The 20277-nt window shown below is 44.9% G+C and carries 26 protein-coding genes and 2 pseudogenes; all 28 read left to right on the top strand.

The genetic code is table 11. From position 1 onward, the window contains the following. The coding region (locus tag DW183_RS12110) for a putative PEP-binding protein (RefSeq protein ID WP_305793759.1) at window positions 1-966 on the top strand (966 nt) is incomplete at its 5' end. Between the two features lie 322 nt (window positions 967-1288). Then, a complete protein-coding gene (gene tnpA / locus DW183_RS12105; protein WP_118282602.1) occupies window positions 1289-1780 on the top strand; it encodes an IS200/IS605 family transposase in 492 nt (163 codons plus the stop codon). A gap of 278 nt (window positions 1781-2058) precedes the next feature. Continuing rightward, the gene (locus DW183_RS12480) at window positions 2059-2223 is read left to right on the top strand and encodes a hypothetical protein (protein ID WP_158573087.1); all 165 of its coding nucleotides are present in this window, start codon (window positions 2059-2061) and stop codon (window positions 2221-2223) included. Beyond that, window positions 2210-2413, top strand: a pseudogene (locus DW183_RS12945) (VirD4-like conjugal transfer protein, CD1115 family); the annotation flags it as partial. The gene DW183_RS12480 and the pseudogene DW183_RS12945, both read left to right, overlap by 14 nt. A gap of 179 nt (window positions 2414-2592) precedes the next feature. Further along, window positions 2593-2844 (top strand): hypothetical protein, encoded by a 252-nt coding sequence (locus tag DW183_RS12095; RefSeq protein ID WP_243069581.1) that lies wholly within the window; start codon window positions 2593-2595, stop codon window positions 2842-2844. Window positions 2845-3051: 207 nt separating this feature from the next. Then, a complete protein-coding gene (locus tag DW183_RS12090; protein WP_118282597.1) occupies window positions 3052-3192 on the top strand; it encodes a Maff2 family mobile element protein in 141 nt (46 codons plus the stop codon). Between the two features lie 835 nt (window positions 3193-4027). After that, the gene (gene tet(32) / locus DW183_RS12080; RefSeq protein WP_002602099.1) at window positions 4028-5947 is read left to right on the top strand and encodes a tetracycline resistance ribosomal protection protein Tet(32); all 1920 of its coding nucleotides are present in this window, start codon (window positions 4028-4030) and stop codon (window positions 5945-5947) included. A gap of 81 nt (window positions 5948-6028) precedes the next feature. Next, window positions 6029-6483: pseudogene (locus tag DW183_RS12075) on the top strand (helix-turn-helix domain-containing protein). A 213-nt stretch (window positions 6484-6696) separates the two neighbouring features. Further along, window positions 6697-7464 carry a class I SAM-dependent methyltransferase gene (locus DW183_RS12070; RefSeq protein WP_002602097.1) on the top strand — a complete coding sequence of 256 codons (768 nt, stop codon included), beginning with the start codon at window positions 6697-6699 and terminating at the stop codon, window positions 7462-7464. A 204-nt stretch (window positions 7465-7668) separates the two neighbouring features. Further along, window positions 7669-8115: an RNA polymerase sigma factor gene (locus DW183_RS12065; protein WP_002602096.1), complete on the top strand. Its 447-nt coding sequence runs from the start codon at window positions 7669-7671 to the stop codon at window positions 8113-8115. Then, window positions 8105-8308: a helix-turn-helix domain-containing protein gene (locus DW183_RS12060; RefSeq protein ID WP_002602095.1), complete on the top strand. Its 204-nt coding sequence runs from the start codon at window positions 8105-8107 to the stop codon at window positions 8306-8308. The genes DW183_RS12065 and DW183_RS12060 overlap by 11 nt, the downstream gene beginning before the upstream one ends. 557 nt (window positions 8309-8865) lie before the next feature. Continuing rightward, a complete protein-coding gene (locus DW183_RS12055) occupies window positions 8866-9264 on the top strand; it encodes a plasmid mobilization protein (protein WP_118282593.1) in 399 nt (132 codons plus the stop codon). Next, on the top strand, window positions 9236-10858 hold the full coding sequence (locus DW183_RS12050; protein WP_118282606.1) for a relaxase/mobilization nuclease domain-containing protein: 1623 nt from the start codon (window positions 9236-9238) through the stop codon (window positions 10856-10858). The genes DW183_RS12055 and DW183_RS12050 overlap by 29 nt, the downstream gene beginning before the upstream one ends. 185 nt (window positions 10859-11043) lie before the next feature. Further along, a complete protein-coding gene (locus DW183_RS12570) occupies window positions 11044-11256 on the top strand; it encodes a hypothetical protein (protein WP_199649464.1) in 213 nt (70 codons plus the stop codon). Beyond that, window positions 11246-12001 (top strand): phage replisome organizer N-terminal domain-containing protein, encoded by a 756-nt coding sequence (locus tag DW183_RS12040; RefSeq protein ID WP_118282590.1) that lies wholly within the window; start codon window positions 11246-11248, stop codon window positions 11999-12001. The genes DW183_RS12570 and DW183_RS12040 overlap by 11 nt, the downstream gene beginning before the upstream one ends. Beyond that, window positions 11998-12852 (top strand): ATP-binding protein, encoded by an 855-nt coding sequence (locus tag DW183_RS12035; protein ID WP_118282587.1) that lies wholly within the window; start codon window positions 11998-12000, stop codon window positions 12850-12852. The genes DW183_RS12040 and DW183_RS12035 overlap by 4 nt, the downstream gene beginning before the upstream one ends. Then, window positions 12849-13037 carry a transposon-encoded TnpW family protein gene (locus DW183_RS12030; protein WP_002569233.1) on the top strand — a complete coding sequence of 63 codons (189 nt, stop codon included), beginning with the start codon at window positions 12849-12851 and terminating at the stop codon, window positions 13035-13037. Before DW183_RS12035 ends, DW183_RS12030 begins: the two co-directional genes overlap by 4 nt. Before the next feature lie 111 nt (window positions 13038-13148). After that, a complete protein-coding gene (locus DW183_RS12025) occupies window positions 13149-14759 on the top strand; it encodes a recombinase family protein (RefSeq protein WP_118282584.1) in 1611 nt (536 codons plus the stop codon). A gap of 36 nt (window positions 14760-14795) precedes the next feature. Continuing rightward, window positions 14796-14939 carry a Maff2 family mobile element protein gene (locus DW183_RS12900; protein WP_118282604.1) on the top strand — a complete coding sequence of 48 codons (144 nt, stop codon included), beginning with the start codon at window positions 14796-14798 and terminating at the stop codon, window positions 14937-14939. Between the two features lie 73 nt (window positions 14940-15012). Next, window positions 15013-15879 (top strand): VirB6/TrbL-like conjugal transfer protein, CD1112 family, encoded by an 867-nt coding sequence (locus tag DW183_RS12015; protein WP_118282582.1) that lies wholly within the window; start codon window positions 15013-15015, stop codon window positions 15877-15879. Between the two features lie 12 nt (window positions 15880-15891). Further along, window positions 15892-16335 (top strand): DNA topoisomerase, encoded by a 444-nt coding sequence (locus tag DW183_RS12010; RefSeq protein WP_330416410.1) that lies wholly within the window; start codon window positions 15892-15894, stop codon window positions 16333-16335. Beyond that, window positions 16323-16697 (top strand): DUF4316 domain-containing protein, encoded by a 375-nt coding sequence (locus DW183_RS12005; protein WP_118282578.1) that lies wholly within the window; start codon window positions 16323-16325, stop codon window positions 16695-16697. Before DW183_RS12010 ends, DW183_RS12005 begins: the two co-directional genes overlap by 13 nt. A gap of 2 nt (window positions 16698-16699) precedes the next feature. Continuing rightward, the gene (locus DW183_RS12940) at window positions 16700-16897 is read left to right on the top strand and encodes a plasmid mobilization protein (protein ID WP_330416409.1); all 198 of its coding nucleotides are present in this window, start codon (window positions 16700-16702) and stop codon (window positions 16895-16897) included. Between the two features lie 151 nt (window positions 16898-17048). Next, entirely contained in the window at window positions 17049-18128 is a 1080-nt protein-coding gene (locus tag DW183_RS11995) for a relaxase/mobilization nuclease domain-containing protein (protein ID WP_330416408.1), read from the top strand. 827 nt (window positions 18129-18955) lie between these two features. Beyond that, a complete protein-coding gene (locus DW183_RS11990) occupies window positions 18956-19180 on the top strand; it encodes a helix-turn-helix domain-containing protein (RefSeq protein WP_026508810.1) in 225 nt (74 codons plus the stop codon). A gap of 3 nt (window positions 19181-19183) precedes the next feature. Beyond that, window positions 19184-19459 carry a BrxA family protein gene (locus DW183_RS12935; RefSeq protein WP_118282574.1) on the top strand — a complete coding sequence of 92 codons (276 nt, stop codon included), beginning with the start codon at window positions 19184-19186 and terminating at the stop codon, window positions 19457-19459. After that, complete coding sequence (locus DW183_RS12565) at window positions 19354-19923, top strand: hypothetical protein (protein WP_147403382.1); 570 nt, start codon at window positions 19354-19356, stop codon at window positions 19921-19923. Before DW183_RS12935 ends, DW183_RS12565 begins: the two co-directional genes overlap by 106 nt. An 8-nt stretch (window positions 19924-19931) precedes the next feature. Beyond that, window positions 19932-20267 (top strand): hypothetical protein, encoded by a 336-nt coding sequence (locus DW183_RS11975; protein ID WP_118282566.1) that lies wholly within the window; start codon window positions 19932-19934, stop codon window positions 20265-20267. Window positions 20268-20277 lie beyond the last annotated feature (10 nt).

Here is a 20277-nt window from a genome sequence, read left to right as displayed (position 1 = left end):
GAAGGCATCGGACTCTGCCGTACAGAGCATATGTTCTTTGAAGAAGACAGAATTGCAGCATTCCGTGAGATGATCTGTTCTGATACTGTAGAAGAAAGAGAAGCAGCACTTGAGAAGATCCTTCCATATCAGCAGGGAGATTTCAAGGCTCTTTACGAAGCCCTGGAAGGATGCCCGGTTACCATTCGTTTCTTGGATCCACCTCTTCATGAGTTCGTTCCTACAGAGGAAGCAGACATCAAGAAGTTAGCAGATGCTCAGGGCAAGACTGTAGAGCAGATCAAGACAATCATCGATGGACTCCATGAGTTCAACCCAATGATGGGTCACAGAGGATGCCGTCTTGCTGTTACTTATCCTGAAATCGCCAAGATGCAGACAAAGGCTGTTATCCGCGCAGCAATCGAAGTTCAGAAAGAGCATGCTGACTGGAACATTAAGCCTGAGATCATGATCCCACTTGTATGTGAAGTGGAAGAATTGAAGTATGTTAAGAAAGTCGTTGTTGAGACAGCAGACGCTGAGATCGCAGCAGCAGGCGTTACATTAGAGTACGAAGTTGGTACTATGATCGAGATCCCAAGAGCAGCACTTACTGCTGACGAGATCGCTAAGGAAGCAGACTTCTTCTGCTTTGGTACAAACGATCTGACACAGATGACATTTGGATTCTCTCGTGATGATGCCGGTAAGTTCTTAGATGCTTACTATGACAAGAAGATCTTTGAGAACGATCCATTTGCTAAGTTAGACCAGACAGGTGTTGGTAAGTTGATGGAGACTGCTATCAAACTTGGTAAGCCAGTCAACCCGGCACTTCATGTTGGTATCTGTGGAGAGCATGGTGGAGATCCTTCTTCCGTTGAGTTCTGCCACAAGATCGGTCTTGACTATGTATCTTGCTCACCATTCCGTGTACCTATTGCACGTTTGGCAGCAGCACAGGCAGCAATCGCAAACAAGTAGGCGAACGTTCTTTCGATGAAGTTCATCTATTTACAAAGCGATTAAGTTTTGAAGAAGCACAGAGGTATAGGAAAAGTTATGGTAGATATCTACGGAAAAATCAATGGGATAACATTAATGTCGAAGTAGTAATGTTACTGTAAAATTGAATATATTATGTGAGTTGATCCCATCAAGTAGTACAATCTACTTGGTGGGGTTATTTATTGTATACCTATACAATAAAACCACCTGCTCTGCGGGTGGTTCCCCATCCGGCTTTAGCCCTAGATAACAAAACCTCCAATGCTATAATAAGTGTGGGTCCTAAACCGCACTACATATAACAAAGGAGGTATCCCAAAATGGACAAAATACTTTATCACACACAACGTGGGAGTGCAAATATCACATTGTATTTGCACCAAAATTCAGAAGGCAAGTAATTTATGGAGCAATAAAAGCAGATGTGGCAAATATATTAAGCACACTATGCAAGAGAAACGGTGTAGAAATAATAGAAGCTGAATGTTACCCAGACCATATACACATGTTAGTAAGAATACCACCAAATATAAGTGTTTCAGAATTTATGGGATATTTAAAGGGAAAAATCTCGTTAATGATATTTGATAGGCATGCAAATTTAAAGTATAAATATGGCAATCGTAAATTTTGGTGTCGAGGTTACTATGTAGACACATGTGGAAAAAATGCGAAGAAAATCAAAGAGTATATAAAGAATCAGCTCATGGATGATCAAGCATATGACCAATTAAGTCTTAAAGAATATATCGACCCGTTTACGGGGGAGCTAGTAATCAAGGGCAAGTAAAAAGTCCTTGTAAGGACTAGCCAGGAAATAAGGTGCGGTTGGGGCTCTTATTTTCGTAGGACCTTTGAGGTCCAAGCCGGCAATAGTCCCTTACAGGGACAGAGCAAACCACCAGCTAAGCTGGTGGTGCTGATTTTGCAGAAGAATAGGAAGCAGATTTAAGCGTCCACATGACCAAAACCTCAAGGTCGTGTGTGGCGCTTTTTTTGTTGTCTGAAACCGGAAAGCGCGCGCCGGTGTTTCTATTAAAACTGTCAAAGAAAAGGAGAAAATTGAATATGGATTATGAACGTTTCAAAGAAGGTTTCCAGGATGCTTTAAAGGCTGAACTTGCTGTTAGAGGAGCTGATGTTGAACATACTGCTCGTAGAGTTGATAAGATGAATGACAGCTATGATGCTATTACAGTAAGACCTGTGGACAGTTCCATTGGATGGCAGTAAATGTATTGTGCAGGTGAGAGGTGTGAGGCCTTTTCTCTCAGATAAGTATGACCTGACGAAACATCCAAACTATCCATTGACAGCAGATTATGACAAGAAGAACTGGTTTGATATTGAGAAGTATTTAAACAGAAAGCTTGTCCTTCACCCAAATGATGAATACGAAGTATTCGAGGTTGATAAGAGCTGATGTCTTGGCTAAAATGTTATTGATAATTTTTATTTCGGTAAAAATTAGTCTCCAAACCTGAGAAGCAATAAATGCACGGATAATCTGATTTTCAGATTCAGCTAAGAAGGTGACAGTATTGTCCGCTATCTGGTGCGTGGTTGCTGCTATGGAATTCAGGTAGAAAGGAGATAATAGTCATGGCAAAAGGTGTATCATCTAAGACACACAGTCAAAAAGAATTGGATAATTACGCTAATCAGCATAATCCAAACAACAAGGCCTACAAGGCAAGAGTTGCTAATGATCAGGCGACTAAGAAACAGTCCAAGAAAGCATTGACAAAACAAGCTAAGAAGCGTGCAAAACGTCAGGCTGAATTCGAGGCGGAATATGGTGTCATGTATCCGCTTGATTGGATGTGTTCCAGCAATCCATATGATTTTGACTAATCATGAAAGCAAGAGAGCATCAATCTATTATGGTTGGTGCTTTTTTGTTGTAGTTTTTTAATTTTGAGAAAGAGCTTCTAACGCAGTTGCATTAGGGGCTTTTTTTAATGCGCGCATTTTCAAAGTTCAGTCGACGGGGCTTTGGAAGGACAACTAAATACAAAGAAACCAAAAACATTTTTTTTTAGAAAACAGGAGAATTTTATTATGGCATTTTTCAACTCAGCAGTAGGCGTACTTCAGACACTCGTTATCGCACTTGGTGCAGGTCTCGGAATTTGGGGTGTTGTAAATCTTATGGAGGGTTACGGCAATGACAACCCTGGAGCAAATGCTCATGTACGGTAAGGAAGCAAGCAACCGAAAACAAGAGATAGACCGCCAGCACTACACTATTCCGAACCAAAGACCAAAAGATAAGCATTGTGGGAAAATCTAAACTTTTGGATTTTCCTACAATGCCGACTACGGCGGAATCCTTCCCACTCCTTATATCTTTATTTCCGTATACATTGAATTTGTATTTAGTAAATGCTATAATGTCCCTATTCAAATTATAAATGTGTTGAATTAGTTACATGTACATATTTTTTGTGCCGCATAAATACCCTGTTGAGGTTGTCGTTCTTTGTCCAGATGTGGAAACAATAAAAGGAAGGGAACGATACAGGGAGAAAACAGGCTATTCCGGCTTTACGGTTGAAACCTTATACGATACATTTATGCAGACAACACCACGGATCGGCTTTTGGCTGGACAATTCCAACCAAACACCACAGCAGACAGCAGAAACCATTCTGAACGCCAGAAAGTCGGTATGATTGTTACATATAAGGGGAAGAAAAATTTCTTTTAGGTACTTTCTTTCCTAAAACTAATGTGATATAATAGCATCATTCCAAAAAAGGAGTAAAAAATATGCGGCAAGGTATTCTTAAATAAAACTATAATCAAATAGTGGGAACAAAGGATTATGATAGTCCCTTTTGTGGGGGCTTGGTTTTTTGTACCCAATTTAAGAATACTTTTGCCTTATCAATTTTGACATATCCGAAAAACAGCAATCACAAACAGGTGTATGCTGTATATGTGTATGTCCGCAAATTATAATCCCCAGGGGTAAAAGTATTTTACTGCTGGGGATTTTTATGCCCTTTTGGGGCTGTAAAAGGAGGACAATCACATGAAAATAATCAATATTGGAATTCTCGCCCATGTAGACGCAGGAAAAACAACATTGACGGAAAGCCTGCTGTACACCAGTGGAGCGATTGCGGAACAAGGAAACGTGGATAAAGGAACTACAAGAACAGACACTATGATTTTGGAACGGCAGCGCGGAATTACCATTCAGACAGCGGTTACTTCTTTTTGCTGGAATGATTATAAAATCAATATCGTGGACACTCCCGGTCATATGGATTTTTTAACCGAAGCATACCGCTCTTTATCTGTCCTTGACGGAGCTGTTTTAGTCATTTCGGCAAAAGACGGCGTACAGGCACAAACCCGTATATTATTCCATGCGCTTCAGAAAATGGACATTCCGACAATTATCTTTATAAATAAGATAGACCAAAATGGGATCGACCTGCGGCGTGTTTACCAAAGCATTAAAGATAAACTTACCAGTGATATGATTGTCATGCAGGAGGTTTCCCTGTCGCCAAAGATAACCATGACCGATATTTCTGATTTGGACAAATGGGATATGATTATTTCCGGAAGCGATGAACTATTAGAACGATATGTTGCAGAGGATTCTTTGGATATACAGGAATTACAATATGAAAAGTGCAAAAGAACCAGATGCTGCTCTTTGTTTCCTGTTTATCATGGGAGTGCAAAAGACAATTTAGGAACAGAAAAACTGATTGAAGCGATTACAGAAACTTTCATTACAGAAACAGACGATATTCAGTCTGAATTATGTGGATATGTTTTTAAGGTTGAGTATACAGAGCGGAAAAAACGGCTTTCTTATTTACGCCTGTATCATGGGACGCTCCATTTACGGGATACCCTGCTGCTGTCAAAAAAGGAAAAAATAAAGATTACAGAAATGTGTATTCCGTCAAATGGTGAAATCGTCCCGGTTGACCATGCCTGTCCGGGAGAAATTGTTATTTTAGCTGATGATACTTTGAAACTGAACGACATTCTGGGAAATGAAAAACTCCTGCCTCACAAAACACGGATTGATAATCCCATGCCATTACTTCGGACAACGGTAGAGCCGCAAAAGCCGGAGCAAAGGGAAGCCCTGTTAAATGCCCTCACAGAGATTGCTGATACAGACCCTCTTTTGCATTTTGACATTGATACTGTTACACATGAGATTATATTATCTTTTTTGGGAAAAGTACAGTTAGAAGTTATTTGTTCGCTATTAGAAGAAAAATATCATGTGGGCGTGGCTATGAAAGAGCCTTCGGTTATTTATCTGGAAAGACCGCAAAAAAAAGCGAGCTACACGATTCATATTGAAGTGCCGCCGAATCCGTTTTGGGCATCTATTGGTTTGACTGTAACACCGCTTCCTGTTGGAAGCGGAACACAATATAAAAGCGAGGTATCTCTCGGCTATTTAAACCAAAGTTTTCAAAATGCCGTCATGGAGGGTGTGCGTTATGGAATGGAGCAGGGCTTATATGGCTGGGGAGTGACAGACTGCCAAATTTGTTTTGATTATGGAGTTTATTACAGCCCGGTCAGCACCCCCGCTGATTTTCGTTTTCTTGCGCCTGTCGTGTTGGAGCAGGCATTGAAAAAAGCAGGAACACAACTGTTGGAACCATACCTTTCCTTTACCCTTTTTGCACCGCAGGAATATCTTTCACGGGCTTATAATGACGCACCAAAGTATTGCGCAATCATTGAATCAACCAGACTTGAAAAAGATGAAGTTATTTTTAAGGGGGAAATCCCTGCCCGTTGTATTGGTGAATATAGAAATGATTTGAATTTTTATACAAATGGAAGAAGTGTCTGCATTACAGAATTAAAAGGGTATCAGGAAACTTCCGGCGAGCCTGTGTTTCAGCCACGCCGCCCGAACAGCCGTTTAGACAAGATCCGGCATATGTTTCAGAAGATAATGTAACATCTTGCGCAATGCAAACGTTCATTGCTGGCTATTGCGAAATATCATTGATAAAATCAGCATCAGAGAGGAGGAACCATTTTGAACCAGAAACAGACGGATATTACAACAGGAAAGCAAATACGTCATCTGCGAACACAATCGGGAATGACACAGGAAGAACTGGCTGGGAAATTGAATGTTACCCGGCAGGCGCTATCGAATTGGGAGAGAGATGTTAATGAACCCGATTTAAATACGTTGAAAAAAATTTGTTTTCTTTTTGGAGTCCACATGGACGATTTTGCGAAGGAGGTAATAACAAAAATGGAAACATGTGAAAAAAAGAGAAACGACAATTTAATAAGTATGATATGGCAATTGGACTTTTTTATGGTGTCGGGATATTTCTTGGCATTGGTATTTTCTTTGTTGGCGGTTTTATGACAATGTCGGGTGCAGGGTGGGGAGCATCACTATTTGGCGGTGGCTGTTTTTCTCTTGTATTTGGCTTGATATGCCATGCAGTTATTACATTGAGAAGAAATGACAAATGATGACATATCCTGCTTTCTAGTCTTTTCGGTCATATCGCGTAAAAAAGCCGCTGCTTTTGGCTTTCCAATAGCGGCGGCAAAGGGAAATATCCTTTGAATACCTTACAGAAGAAAAGTTTTGCAGCATTATAAAAATAAAAGCCTATACCATTTTGGAAAGAAAAGATACATAATAGTCAAGACGGCAACAATCAGAAGTTATGGAGGGTAACAATGGAATATAGTAAGGAAGATTTAATGGAAGCAAAAAGGCAAATTTTGGGAGTGGGAGAGAACATGGGAACAGAGGAAAGCAAAAAGATCTGGGAGAAAAACGCACAATTTTGGGATGATGCAATGGGTGACGAATCCAATGAATTTCACAGAGAGGTAGTACGTCCCAAAGTAACGGAACTTCTCTCTCCTGATCCTTCGGATTACATTTTGGATATTGCGTGCGGCAATGGAAATTATTCTTCGTATCTTGCACAGAGAGGCGCTTCGGTCGTCGCTTTTGATTACAGCAAAAAAATGATAGAATTGGCTAAAAGACGGCGATCACAATATGCAAAACAAATTGAGTTTTGCGTAGCGGATGCGACCAATAGAGAAAGCTTATTAGGATTAAAAAGAAATCGAGCCTTTACGAAAGCAGTTTCTAATATGGCAATTATGGATATTACGGATATTGAACCGCTTTTTATGGCTGTTTATGAACTATTGGAGGAAAACGGGATTTTTGTCTTTGCAACGCAGCACCCTTGTTTTATCACATTGACTGAAAAATATATGACACCGCACAGTTACTATGATATAGCGATCGAAGGGCAGCCGGAGGAGCAGATTTATTATCATCGTTCCATACAAGATATTTTTAACCTTTGTTTCAGAGCTGGATTTGTCATTGATGGATTTTATGAAGAATGTTTCAAAAACAATAAAGAAATTCCTATGGTAATGATAGTAAGGCTTAAAAAGGTAAAACGTGATAGCTTAAAATAAATTCAAGTTTGCCGGATAAATAGCAAACCCGGCCGAGCCAGTCAACGGTCAAGATGAACGGGCTTCGCCCGCCGTTGACAGCCCCGCCCGGTTTTGCAGTTAGGCAGTCAAGGAGCGACAGCCTAAAGTGCTGCCGCCCCTTACTATCATAAAAAGCAACTACTAACCAGCCACAGCCCTTTTGGGAGGAAAGGGGGATTTTCCATGACCTGTACAGAAGAATATCGGGAACATATCGAGTACACTTTCCATGCCTTTTGCAAAGTCGTTATCCGAAATGCAACGATCAACGCAGCGAGGACACGGAGCAGGAAGCACAAAAGAGAAATATCCCTTGAATACCTCACAGACGAAAAGCACTACCCTTTAGGCACGACAGATGAATATTTCCAAGCCCCGGAGCCGGACGAGGAATACATACTTACCCTTTGCGGCGATACGGTCATTTTCAGCAGCGGTTTACTTGCGGAAGCCCTGTCACGGCTGGACGAACGGGAGCGGGAAATGATTTACCTGTCCTTTTTCAAGCGTATTCCACAGCACGAAATTGGCAGACAGTACGGGCGCAGCCGCAGCACAGCGGGCTACCATATCCGAAAAGCCCTACGGCAGCTCCAAGCGGAAATGGAGGGAATGGCATATGAGAAATAATAGGCTTCTCCCCTATGAAACAATCGTCCAAGCCGCCAGCGGGGAGCCGGAAGCGGTGGGAACTGTATTGCAGTATTACCGCCGCCGCATACAATGTGCCGCCCGTGTGAATGGACGGGTAGACCAAGATACAGAGGACTACATCACCCAGACGCTTCTCACAGCTATTTTCAAGTTCCGCTTTGGGAGATAGCCCTACCGCCTACAACTGAATAACCGCCGCTTCGCCGGCAACCAGAAAGCAGTAAATCTATTCAACAGATTTGCTGCTTTTTTTCGTTCCTGTTTGGCATTTTTGAAAATCCCCAGTATGAAAAAACAAAAGGGAAAATAGCCGCCGCAGTTGGCAAAATCCCTTACTTATCCGTAGAGGGTATCAAAGAAAAAAATACTGCCATTGTCCGCCTATTCCGGCTTGCGTGGTGTTGTAGGGAATAGAGGGGAAATTCTAAAAATCTCCGTCCATTTTGCTTTGCGTGGTGTTGTAGGTAGTGAAAGGAAAATTTTCAAGATAAGCCGGAATAGCGGGTAGCAAAGCCCTTTTGAAACGTTTTGTTAGCGGAAAGGACGGGAGCCGGGGAACGCCGGAGTTTTTCAGAGCAAGATTCTACCGCAGTACCAAAATTCGCTTTTCGCTCATTTTGCTCCTGCGGGAATCTTGTTGGGGAGTGCCTTCCCCAAACCCTGCTTATGCGGCTTACGCCGCTTATCCCGCCGCAGCCATGCGGCAGCCGAAAGGAGGTTTTTACCATGCGAAAACGATACAACACGCCGCACCGCAGCCGGGTAGTCAAGACACGCATGACCGAGGAAGAATACGCCGAGTTTGCGGAAAGGCTTTCTGCCTGCAACATGAGCCAAGCCGAGTTTATCCGGCAAGCCATAACCGGGGCAGCCATACGCCCCATCATAACCGTTTCCCCCGTCAATGACGAGCTGCTTGCCGCTGTCGGGAAGCTGACCGCCGAATACGGCAGGATCGGCGGCAACTTAAACCAGATAGCCCGGACGCTGAACGAGTGGCACAGTCCCTACCCGCAGCTTGCCGTGGAAGTACGGGCGGCGGTTTCCGACCTTGCTGCCCTAAAGTTTGAAGTCTTGCAGAAAGTGGGTGATGCTGTTGGCAACATTCAAACATATCAGCTCTAAAAATGCCGACTATGGCGCAGCGGAAGCCTACCTCACATTTGAGCATGACGAGTTTACCATGAAGCCCACCCTTGATGAAAACGGGCGGCTGATACCGAGGGAGGACTACCGCATTTCTTCCCTTAACTGCGGGGGCGAGGATTTCGCCGTTGCCTGTATGCGAGCCAATCTCCGCTATGAGAAAAACCAAAAACGGGAAGATGTGAAAAGCCACCACTATATCATCAGCTTTGACCCACGGGACGGGACAGACAACGGCTTGACCGTAGACCGGGCGCAGGAGCTGGGCGAGCAGTTCTGTAAAGAGCATTTCCCCGGACACCAAGCCCTTGTATGCACCCACCCGGACGGGCATAACCACAGCGGGAATATCCATGTGCATATCGTCCTCAACTCCCTGCGGATTTATGAAGTCCCGCTTCTGCCCTACATGGACAGACCAGCCGACACACGGGAGGGCTGCAAGCACCGCTGTACCAACGCCGCTATGGAATATTTCAAGAGTGAAGTTATGGAGATGTGCCACCGGGAGGGGCTTTACCAAATCGACCTCTTGAACGGCAGCAAGGAACGGATAACAGAACGGGAATACTGGGCGGCAAAGAAAGGGCAGCTTGCCCTTGATAAAGAGAACGCCGCCAGAGAAGCCGCCGGACAACCGACCAAGCCCACCAAGTTTGAAACGGACAAGGCGAAGCTGCGCCGGACGATACGGCAGGCACTTTCCCAAGCTACCAGCTTTGACGAGTTTTCTTCCCTTTTGCTGCGGGAGGGCGTGACCGTCAAGGAGAGCCGGGGGCGGCTTTCCTACCTCACGCCGGACAGAACAAAGCCTATCACAGCCCGGAAGCTGGGGGACGATTTTGACAAGGCTGCTGTCCTTGCCCTGCTTACGCAGAACGCCCACAGAGCCGCCGAAAAGCCTAAAGCCATACCGGAATACCCACATACCCAAAAGGGACGCTTGCAGGAGGAAAAAACCGCAAAAACCGCCCCGGCAGACAACACCTTGCAGCGCATGGTTGACCGGGAAGCCAAGCGAGCCGAGGGCAAGGGCGTGGGCTATGACCGCTGGGCGGCAAAGCACAACCTAAAGCAGATGGCGGCTACCGTTACCGCCTACCAGCAGTACGGCTTTTCCTCCCCGGAGGAACTGGACGAAGCCTGTTCTGCCGCCTATGCCGCCATGCAGGAAAGCCTTACAGAGCTGAAGCAGGTGGAAAAGACGCTGAACAGGAAAAAGGAGCTGCAACGGCAGGTACTTGCCTATTCCAAGACCCGCCCTGTCCGGGACGGGCTGAAACAGCAGAAAAACGCCAAAGCAAAAGCAGCCTACCGACAGAAGCACGAAAGCGACTTTATCATAGCAGACGCAACCGCCCGTTATTTCAGGGAGAACGGCATTTCCAAGCTGCCGGGCTATAAAGCCTTGCAAGCAGAGATTGAAAGCCTTATCAAAGAGAAAAACAGCGGCTACAACGATTACCGGGCAAAACGGGAGGAATACCGCCGCTTACAGACTGTCAAGGGCAATATCGACCAGATTTTACGCCGGGAACGCAAGCCTGTGAAAAGGCAGGAACAGGAGCGATAAAAAACCGTCCCCAAATGTACCTGAACCCATACAGAACAAGGGGGCTGCCCCGTACCCTATCCGCAATACCAAAGGATTTTTTAACTGGCTTACAGGGCAGAAAAACCCCGAAAATGATACCGAGATGATACAGAATTATCGCCGATACCGCCACACCAGCGGAAACGGCAGAAAGGAGCGCACCCATGCCAAGAATGAGCAAGAAACGGCGGCTGGAATGGTGTTTTTTCCTGCGGCAAGTGAAAGTCGGGAATGCCACCTGCGACCGTATCACATACAACGACCTCTGCCGGGGCTGTACCCATAGCTGCAAGCAGAGCTTCCGGGCGGTTATCATACTCTGCCCCCGCTACTACTCCAAACGCCGGAAAAAGGGGGACAGGGACAATGGCAGATAACCGCAAATATTACTACCTCAAGCTGAAAGAGAACTTTTTTGACAGCGACTCCATTGTGCTGCTGGAAGATATGAAAGACGGGATTTTATACTCCAATATCCTCTTGAAGCTGTACTTAAAATCGCTGAAAAACGGCGGGAAATTGCAGCTTGACGAGCATATCCCCTACACAGCGCAGATGATAGCAACACTGACCCGCCACCAGATAGGGACAGTTGAGAGGGCTTTAGAGATTTTCCGGCAGTTGGGGCTTGTGGAGCAGCTTGACAGCGGGGCTTTCTATATGACCGACATTGAGCTGATGATAGGACAGTCCTCTACCGAAGCCGAGAGAAAACGGGCTGCAAGGCTGGAAAACAAGGCACTTTTACCGCCCCGGACAAAAGACGGACATTTGTCCGACATTCGTCCACCAGAGATAGAGATAGAGTTAGAGAAAGAGAAAGAGATAGAGATAGAAAAAGAGAGAGAGGGAGAAACGGGACACCCCGCCCCCGCCGCTTATGGCAGATACAACAATGTGATACTGACCGATACAGAGCTTTCCGGGCTGAAAACAGAGCTGCCCGACAAGTGGGAGTATTATATTGACCGGCTTTCCTGCCATATCGCTTCCACCGGGAAGCAGTACCACAGCCATGCAGCCACCATTTACAAGTGGGCGCAGGAGGACGCTGCCAAAGGCAAGGCTGCCCCGAAACAGGGCATACCCGATTATTCATGCAAGGAGGGCGAGAGCTTATGAAAAACGAGATTGAAGCTATGATTACGGACATTACAGCCACTACCGCCGAAGCGGAGGACTACACAGGCGAGGACGGGCTTTTATACTGCGGCAAGTGCCATACGCCCAAAGAAGCCTACTTTGCAGAGGGAAAGACCTGTTTCGGGCGTGACCGCCACCCAACAGACTGCGACTGCCAGCGGGCAGCCCGTGAAAAGCAGCAAGCCGCCGAAAGCCGACAGAAGCACCTTGAAAAAGTGGAGGACTTGAAACGCCGGGGCTTTATCGACCCCTCTATGCGGAACTGGACATTTGAGCATGACAACGGCAGAAACCCGCAGACCGAAACCGCCCGCTTTTATGTGGAGAGCTGGGAAACCATGCAGGCTGAAAATATCGGCTACCTGTTTTGGGGCGGCGTGGGGACAGGAAAAAGCTACCTTGCTGCCTGTATCGCCAACGCCCTTATGGAGAAAGAGGTTGCCGTCTGTATGACAAACTTTGCAACGATACTGAATGACCTTTCCGCCAGCTTTGAGGGCAGGAATGAGTATATTTCCCGCCTTTGCAGCTACCCCCTGCTGATACTTGATGATTTTGGTATGGAGCGAGGGACAGAGTACGGGCTGGAACAGGTTTACAGCGTGATTGACAGCCGTTACCGAAGCGGCAAGCCGCTGATCGCCACGACCAACCTCACGCTGGAGGAATTGCAGCACCCGCAGGACACGCCCCACGCCCGTATCTATGACAGGCTGACTTCCATGTGCGCCCCCGTCCGCTTCACGGGCAGCAACTTCCGAAAGGAAACCGCACAGGAAAAGCTGGAACGATTAAAGCAACTGATGAAGCAGCGAAAGGAGAGCCTATGACAGAAACCAAACAGACAAGCACCACCAAAACAGACCGCCGCCCGGACTGTGTAACGGAAATCCGCATGGGCAACTCCGTCCTTACCGTTTCCGGCTTCTTCAAGCAGGGCGCAACCGATACCGCAGCAGACAAGATGATGAAAGTGCTGGAAGCGGAAGCTGCTACACAAAAAACGGCGATTTGACCGACCATAAAGAAGCAGATTTGACGCTTTTGCCGCTATACAGACAGCCGCCCCATGTGGTACAATCAAGGTACGGAATAGTGGGGCTGGCTGTCGGAAACGGAGGATTTTATGTTAAGACAGACCAACCAACAACCAATTACCGCCCTTTACCCAAGACTTTCCCATGAGGACGAGCTGCAAGGCGAGAGCAATTCCATTTCCAACCAGAAGCGTATTCTTGAAACCTATGCAAAGCAGAACGGCTTTTCCAATCTGCGCTGGTACACGGATGACGGTTATTCTGGTGCGAACTTTCAAAGACCCGGCTTTCAAGCCATGCTTGCGGACATTGAAGCCGGAAAAGTCGGGACAGTTATCGTAAAGGATATGTCGAGGTTAGGGCGAAACTACCTGCAAGTGGGAATGTACACGGAAATGATTTTCCCACAGAAAGGCGTCCGCTTCATCGCTATCAATGACGGAGTGGACAGCGCACAGGGCGACAATGACTTTGCCCCGCTGCGGAATATCTTTAACGAATGGCTGGTGAGAGATACGAGCAAGAAAATCAAAGCAGTAAAACGCTCAAAAGGCATGAGTGGCAAGCCCATCACAAGCAAGCCTGTGTATGGCTACCTCATGGACGAGGACGAAAATTTCATTATTGACGAGGAAGCTGCACCCGTAGTCAAGCAGATATACAACCTCTGCCTTGCCGGGAACGGTCCGACTAAGATAGCCCGTATGCTCACAGAGCAGCAAATCCCCACGCCGGGGACGCTGGAATACCGTAGGACGGGCAGCGCCCGCCGCTACCACCCCGGCTATGAGTGCAAGTGGGCGACCAATACCGTTGTGCATATCCTTGAAAACCGGGAATACACAGGCTGTCTGGTAAACTTCAAGACAGAAAAGCTCTCTTACAAAGTCAAGCACAGTGTAGAAAATCCCCTGGAAAAGCAAGTGATTTTCGAGAACCACCACGAGCCTATCATAGACACCCAGACATGGGAACGGGTGCAGGAACTTCGCAAGCAGCGCAAACGCCCCAACCGCTATGATGAAGTGGGCTTGTTCTCCGGCATACTGTTCTGTGCGGACTGCGGCAGTGTCATGTATCAGCAGCGATACCAGACGGACAAGCGCAAGCAGGACTGTTATATCTGCGGCAACTACAAGAAACGCACCCATGACTGTACGGCGCACTTTATCCGCACCGACCTCTTGACCGCTGGCGTACTCTCCAATCTGCGGAAAGTGACAAGCTATGCGGCAAAGCATGAAGCTCGGTTTATGAAGCTCTTGATTGAGCAGAACGAGGACGGGGGCAAGCGCAGGAACGCCGCCAAGAAAAAGGAGCTGGAAGCCACCGAGAAACGCATAGCCGAGTTATCCGCTATCTTCAAGCGGCTGTATGAGGACAGCGTGACCGGGCGCATATCAGACGAGCGTTTCACAGAGCTGTCGGCAGACTATGAAGCAGAGCAACGGGAACTGAAAGAAAGAGCCGCCGCTATCCAAGCGGAGCTTTCCAAAGCACAGGAAGCCACCGTGAACGCAGAAAAGTTTATGAATGTTGTCCGGCGGCATACCAGCTTTGAAGAACTTACCCCTACTCTGCTGCGGGAGTTTGTAGAGAAAATCGTTGTGCATGAGTGCGGCTATGACGAGAACAAGACCCGCAGACAGGACATTGAGATTTATTATTCTTTTGTTGGCAAGGTAGACTTGCCCGAATAACCGCCCGACCTATCCGACACAAGAGCTAAGTGCCGGATAGGAACGGCAAAATTTTTTACACTTCTATTACTTCTTTATCGCACATCAGTAAAGTCACAGGGCATGAAGCAGCTCATGGCCAGTGGTGGAGTTGCCCTCATCGGTACTACACTTGTTCCACTTCTTTCCGGACTTTTTTAATCCGACCTATCAAAAACAAAAATCAGGAAGGGCAGTGTAACAAGCTGCCCTTCTCTGAGAAAGGAGGCAATCGTTGGAAAGTTTGTTAGAAAAACTGACTGATTGGCTCAAAGACATGCTGGTAGGTGGGATTATGGATAATCTCACGTCTACATTTTCAACCTTGAATCAGAAGATTGGAGAAGTAACAGCACAGGTAGCACAGACTCCGGACCAGTTCCAGCCTACGGTTTATAACCTCATCAGGAACCTGTCGGAGAATGTGATTCTACCCATAGCAGGAATTATCCTTACGTTTATTGCCTGCTATGAACTGATACAGCTGGTCATCGCTCACAATAACCTGGCAAACTTTGAAACCTGGATCTTTTTCAAGTGGGTATTCAAGATCTTTGTAGCAGTAACGCTTATTACAAATACCTTTAATATCACCATGGCAGTCTTTGACGTAGCACAACATGTGGTCAGTCAATCAGGATCACTTATTACCGGAAGTACCGCAGTGGACGGTTCAACGCTGGCAATCATGCAAAGCACATTAGAAGCAATGGGTGTCGGGCCATTGCTTGGTATATTCCTACAGTCTTTTGCGGTGAAGTCCTTATTTGAGATTTTATCAATTCTGATCTGGGCTATTGTTTATGGTCGAATGATAGAAATCTATTTGACTATCAGCCTTGCTCCGATTCCTTTTGCAACCTGTGGCAACAGAGAACAGAGCATGATTGGACAGAACTATTTGAGATCCCTTTTTGCACTTGGCTTCCAGGAATTTTTAATCATGGTCTGCGTAGTAATTTATGCAGCCCTGGTTCAGACAGTTTCATTTTCATCAGATATCATGGGCTCTTTGTGGAACGTCCTTGGTATTACCTTACTTCTTGCATTTACCTTGTTTAAGACAGGTTCAATCGCAAGATCAATATTCCACGCACATTAAGGAGGAAAAGAAATGACATCTTATATTCCGGTGCCTCGTGATCTCACGAAGGTTAAGAGTAAAGATATGCCGGATGAGGTAGAACGTAAAGGTCTTGGTACGCCTGCAACAAGAGCTGGTGTTATTGAAAAGCTGGTTCGTATCGGTTTCGTAGAACGACAGGGAAATAAGAAGACGAAATATCTGGTTCCTACCGATAAGGGAACTTCTCTTATTACCGTAATGCCGGAACAGATTCAGTCAGCATCTATGACAGCTGAGTGGGAGCAGAAACTTCTGGAAGTGGAAAAACAGGATATTGCATCGGAAGACTTTATGGCTGAAATCAAGGATATGATTGTTGATCTGATTGAGACTTATGAGCCTGTAAAGAGTGCGGATAAGCTTTTTCCACCTCGTCAATACAAGCAGTATAAAAAGTATCCGAAGAAAGGAGCGCCCAGATGGCAAAGGTAAAGAAAATCAGAAAATGGGATGAAGTCACAGGAAATGCAGTAGAGGAACAGATTCCTGAGTCCATTGATCCGATAGAGGATGTTGGGGCAGGTCCATCTATCAGCAGAAATCATATGCGTGGCATCGAGGATATGGTTGAACAGAATGATAATTCATTTGATGGAATCATAAATAATGTGCCTGCAGCTCCTGTGCCGGATTTTGCAGAAATCAATGAAAAGGCAGATCAGGAGGATATCATTGCTGATACCAAGGCTTCTGTGATGGAGAAGATAAAAGAGCAGCAGGAAAAAGTGAAGCTGGCTCCAATACCGGAAACTGAGAAGAAGACTCCTGTGGTTCGCCCCTGCAGGGAGATGTAGTCATGAATAACAGAACGGAGCAGTTTCATTTCTTTGCTACTCCTGAGGAAGCAAAGCTGATTCGTGAGAGGGAGAAAGAAATCGGCATCTTAAATGAGAGTGCATATCTTCGCAAAATGGCGATTGATGGTTATCTCATCCAGATGGATTTAAGTGATGTCAAAGAGGCCGTAAGGCTTTCTTGGCATCACATCTTCTAACGTGATTCAGTATGCAAAGAAAGCAAATGAAACCGGCAGTATCTACAAAGAAGATATCGATGATATCAGACTTCATCAGGAAGAACTTTGGAAAGTGATGAAGGAAATACTAAAGCGCTTGTCTACGATTTAGGAAAGGAGGTGAATGCGCATGGCGGCTACAAGACTTATCACGGTGCACCAGAATAAAGGTAAAAGCGTAGCGAAGTCTCTCAGCGATAGAACAGATTATGCCAAGAATGGAGAGAAGATCGAAAATGGTCAATTCATCAGTTCATACGCCTGCCAGGCTGAGAGTGTTGATGAAGAATTCATGCTCTCAAAAAGAGAATATGAGCGTCTGACAGGAAGACATCCCAGGGGCAATATCATCGCTTATCAAATCAGGCAATCCTTTAAGCCGGGAGAGATCACACCGGAGGAAGCGAATCAGGTAGGCTATGAAACCGCCATGCGATTTACCAAAGGCAATCATGCTTTTATCGTAGCGACTCATACGGATAAGGCGCATATTCATAATCACATCATCTTTAATTCTACGAGTCTTGATTGCACCCATAAGTTTAGAGATTTCTTTTTTGTTGGTCTTGCTTTGCAGAGATTATCGGATATCATCTGCCTGGAGCATGGCTTATCTGTTATAGAAAAGAAGAAGCCAAGTGACCGTGTTAAGCGAACAACTTATCCTGAGAAGAAATCTTTCCGTGATGATATTAGAGATGCGATTGATAAGATTCTTAAGGAAGGCAGCGCAAAAGATTTTAATGAGCTGCTTTATAAATTGGAAGATGCCGGATACGAGATTAAGCGTGGAAAGCATATTTCTCTAAAGGGAAAAGATCATAAGCGCTTCATCCGGCTGCGCTCTCTGGGTGATGGTTATACAGAAGATGACCTTAAGAAGATTCTTGCCGGTGAGATGGAGCATGCTTTCTATGATAATGAAAAAGCCGAAAAGCAGCCAAAGACTTATCAGCGGAAAAAGGAAGATCATGAGTTTGACCTTCTTATCGATATTCAAAAGAAGCTGGCTCAGGGAAAGGGAAAATATTATGTTCGCTTTGCCAAGAACTTTAATACAAAGCAGGTAGCCAAGGCAGTTTTATATCTGAAGCAGCATGACATCCGAAGCTATGATGATCTGGAGAAAAATGTGAAAACAGCAACAGCCCACTATACAGAATTATCAGCTTCCATCAAAGAAAAGGAGAAGCGACTTGCTGAGATTTAGGTCTTGAAGAAACATATCTTTGATTACTTTAAGACTAAAGACGTATATGCGGATACAGAAAGAAGTTTCTGGAAGAGCATAGGCAGGAAATTCTGCTTCATAAGGCTGCCAAGAATGCCTTTGATGAGCTTCATCTGAAGAAGCTACCAAAGGTAAAAGATTTAAGTGCGGAGTATGCAGAGATCCTTGCAGAAAAGAAAAAGCTGTACGGTGAATATCGTCAGGTTAAGAAAGATATGCAGGAGATTCAAAGAGCAAAATATGATATCGATCAGTTCCTTAAAAGTGATGAAGAACAGAAGAAGGAACGTGTCAGAAAACACAATATCACTCGATAATTCTAATGGGGAATCTGTAGGTTTAAGACTTATGGATTTCCCTCTTTTTTTCATTTCTGAAGAAAATTCCAACATCAGAAAACAGCGATTCGGAAGAATTGCGTAGCCAAGCGATTAGCTTGTTCAAGGGGATTGGGGATGTGCCACCAACGAGCGGAAAGTAGCTTTTTGTACAAAAAAGCACTGCTCGCCACTTTGCGAAGACGCGCCCTAACACCATCGAAGATGGTGCCGCGCGAAGGGCGGGAAGAGTAGAAAAAATAGTTTACGAGTCCATATAATGGGACAGTGCTCTTGATAGAATTGTATTCAAACACATATGTAGGGGTAAAAAATTTTGATTTGAGAAATTAGTTTTAGAGAAGCAAAATATTGTCTTTTACTTTCTAAAGATCTACCGTGACTTTTGAGGTGCGCTGTGATATACTTTTCACTGGATATGTATTTTTTGTTTTGCGCTATGTGCGCAACTTAGTGAAAGGGAAAAATATGGCTATATCTTATAACGGCTTATGGAAAATGCTAATTGACAAAAACATGTACAAGAAGGATCTTGCTGCAGAGCTTAATATTAGTTCTGCTACTATGGCTAAAATGGGCAAAGGTGAAAATGTCTCTCTTGATGTTCTTCAGAAAATTTGCGAGTACATGGATTGCAACATTGGCGACATCATGAGTTTTGAAAAAGAAGATAAAAACGAAAAGGAAGAATGACATATAGAGTATAGCGCAGGGAATGTAAGCAATTTGCTTTGGTTCGTTGAAACGCGAGAAACAATGCGTCTTCTTAATACTGATTCAGTGGATAATGTAATGAATCGGGTTATAGACGAAAATGTGTATCAACAAAAAGATTTGAAACGTGCGAAGAGACAATTCAATGTGAAATGCTTTATACAGCCCTTACAAGGCAGCTTAACAAGATTATTATCCTGTATAATCAAGAGCCTTATCATCTGCTTAATTACTCGACAGATGCAAATTCAGATATAGCTACAAGGTTTACGGATCTATTTGCTGATGTATTTAAGGATGAAGGGCCTGATCTGAGACCTCAGATTGTCGAAGTCGGCGGAAAATTCTATGAGGATAAGCTGATTCATAGAACAGCTCGTGGAGAGCTTGTACGTAGCAAGTCAGAGGTGGCTATTGCAAATGCTTTGTATTATCACCATATCGACTATGAGTACGAGCCCGAATTGAAGCTGGAGGATAAGATTAAGCGCCCTGATTTCAAGGTCGAGGATTATGATACCGGAGTTGTCTGGTACTGGGAGCATTGCGGCATGATGACAGATCCTCAGTACAGAAAGCGTTGGGAAGATAAGAAGAAGTTCTATGAGAAGAATGGCATTGTGGAAGGCAAGAATCTTATCGTCACATATGATGACGAAAACGGTGGAATAGATACGGAACTAATAGAGAAGATCATAAAAGATACATTTGATGAGGATTAGATACAGCTATGGAAGGTAAGTATCCTGTTGTTACTCTTTGCGGAAGTACAAGGTTTAAAGAACAGTTTATGGAAGCACAGAAGAGACTTACATTGGAAGGCAACATTGTTATTAGCGTAGGTCTCTTTGGACATTCTGGTGATCAGGAAGTCTGGGAGAATATGGATGAAGGAATTCTCACTAAGACTAAAGAAATGCTGGATGATATGCATAAACGCAAGATTGATATGGCAGATGAAATATTTGTAATCAATGTTAATGGATATATTGGTGATAGTACTTGCTCTGAAATTGAGTATGCAAAGGCACATGGTAAGAAGGTAAGATATTTGGAAAAAATATAGTATGTACAAG

This window comes from Roseburia sp. AM16-25 (assembly GCF_003473825.1).
GTDB lineage: Bacteria > Bacillota > Clostridia > Lachnospirales > Lachnospiraceae > Pararoseburia > Pararoseburia lenta.
Note: the sequence above shows the minus strand (reverse complement) of the source record. Positions and strands in the feature narration are given on the sequence as shown.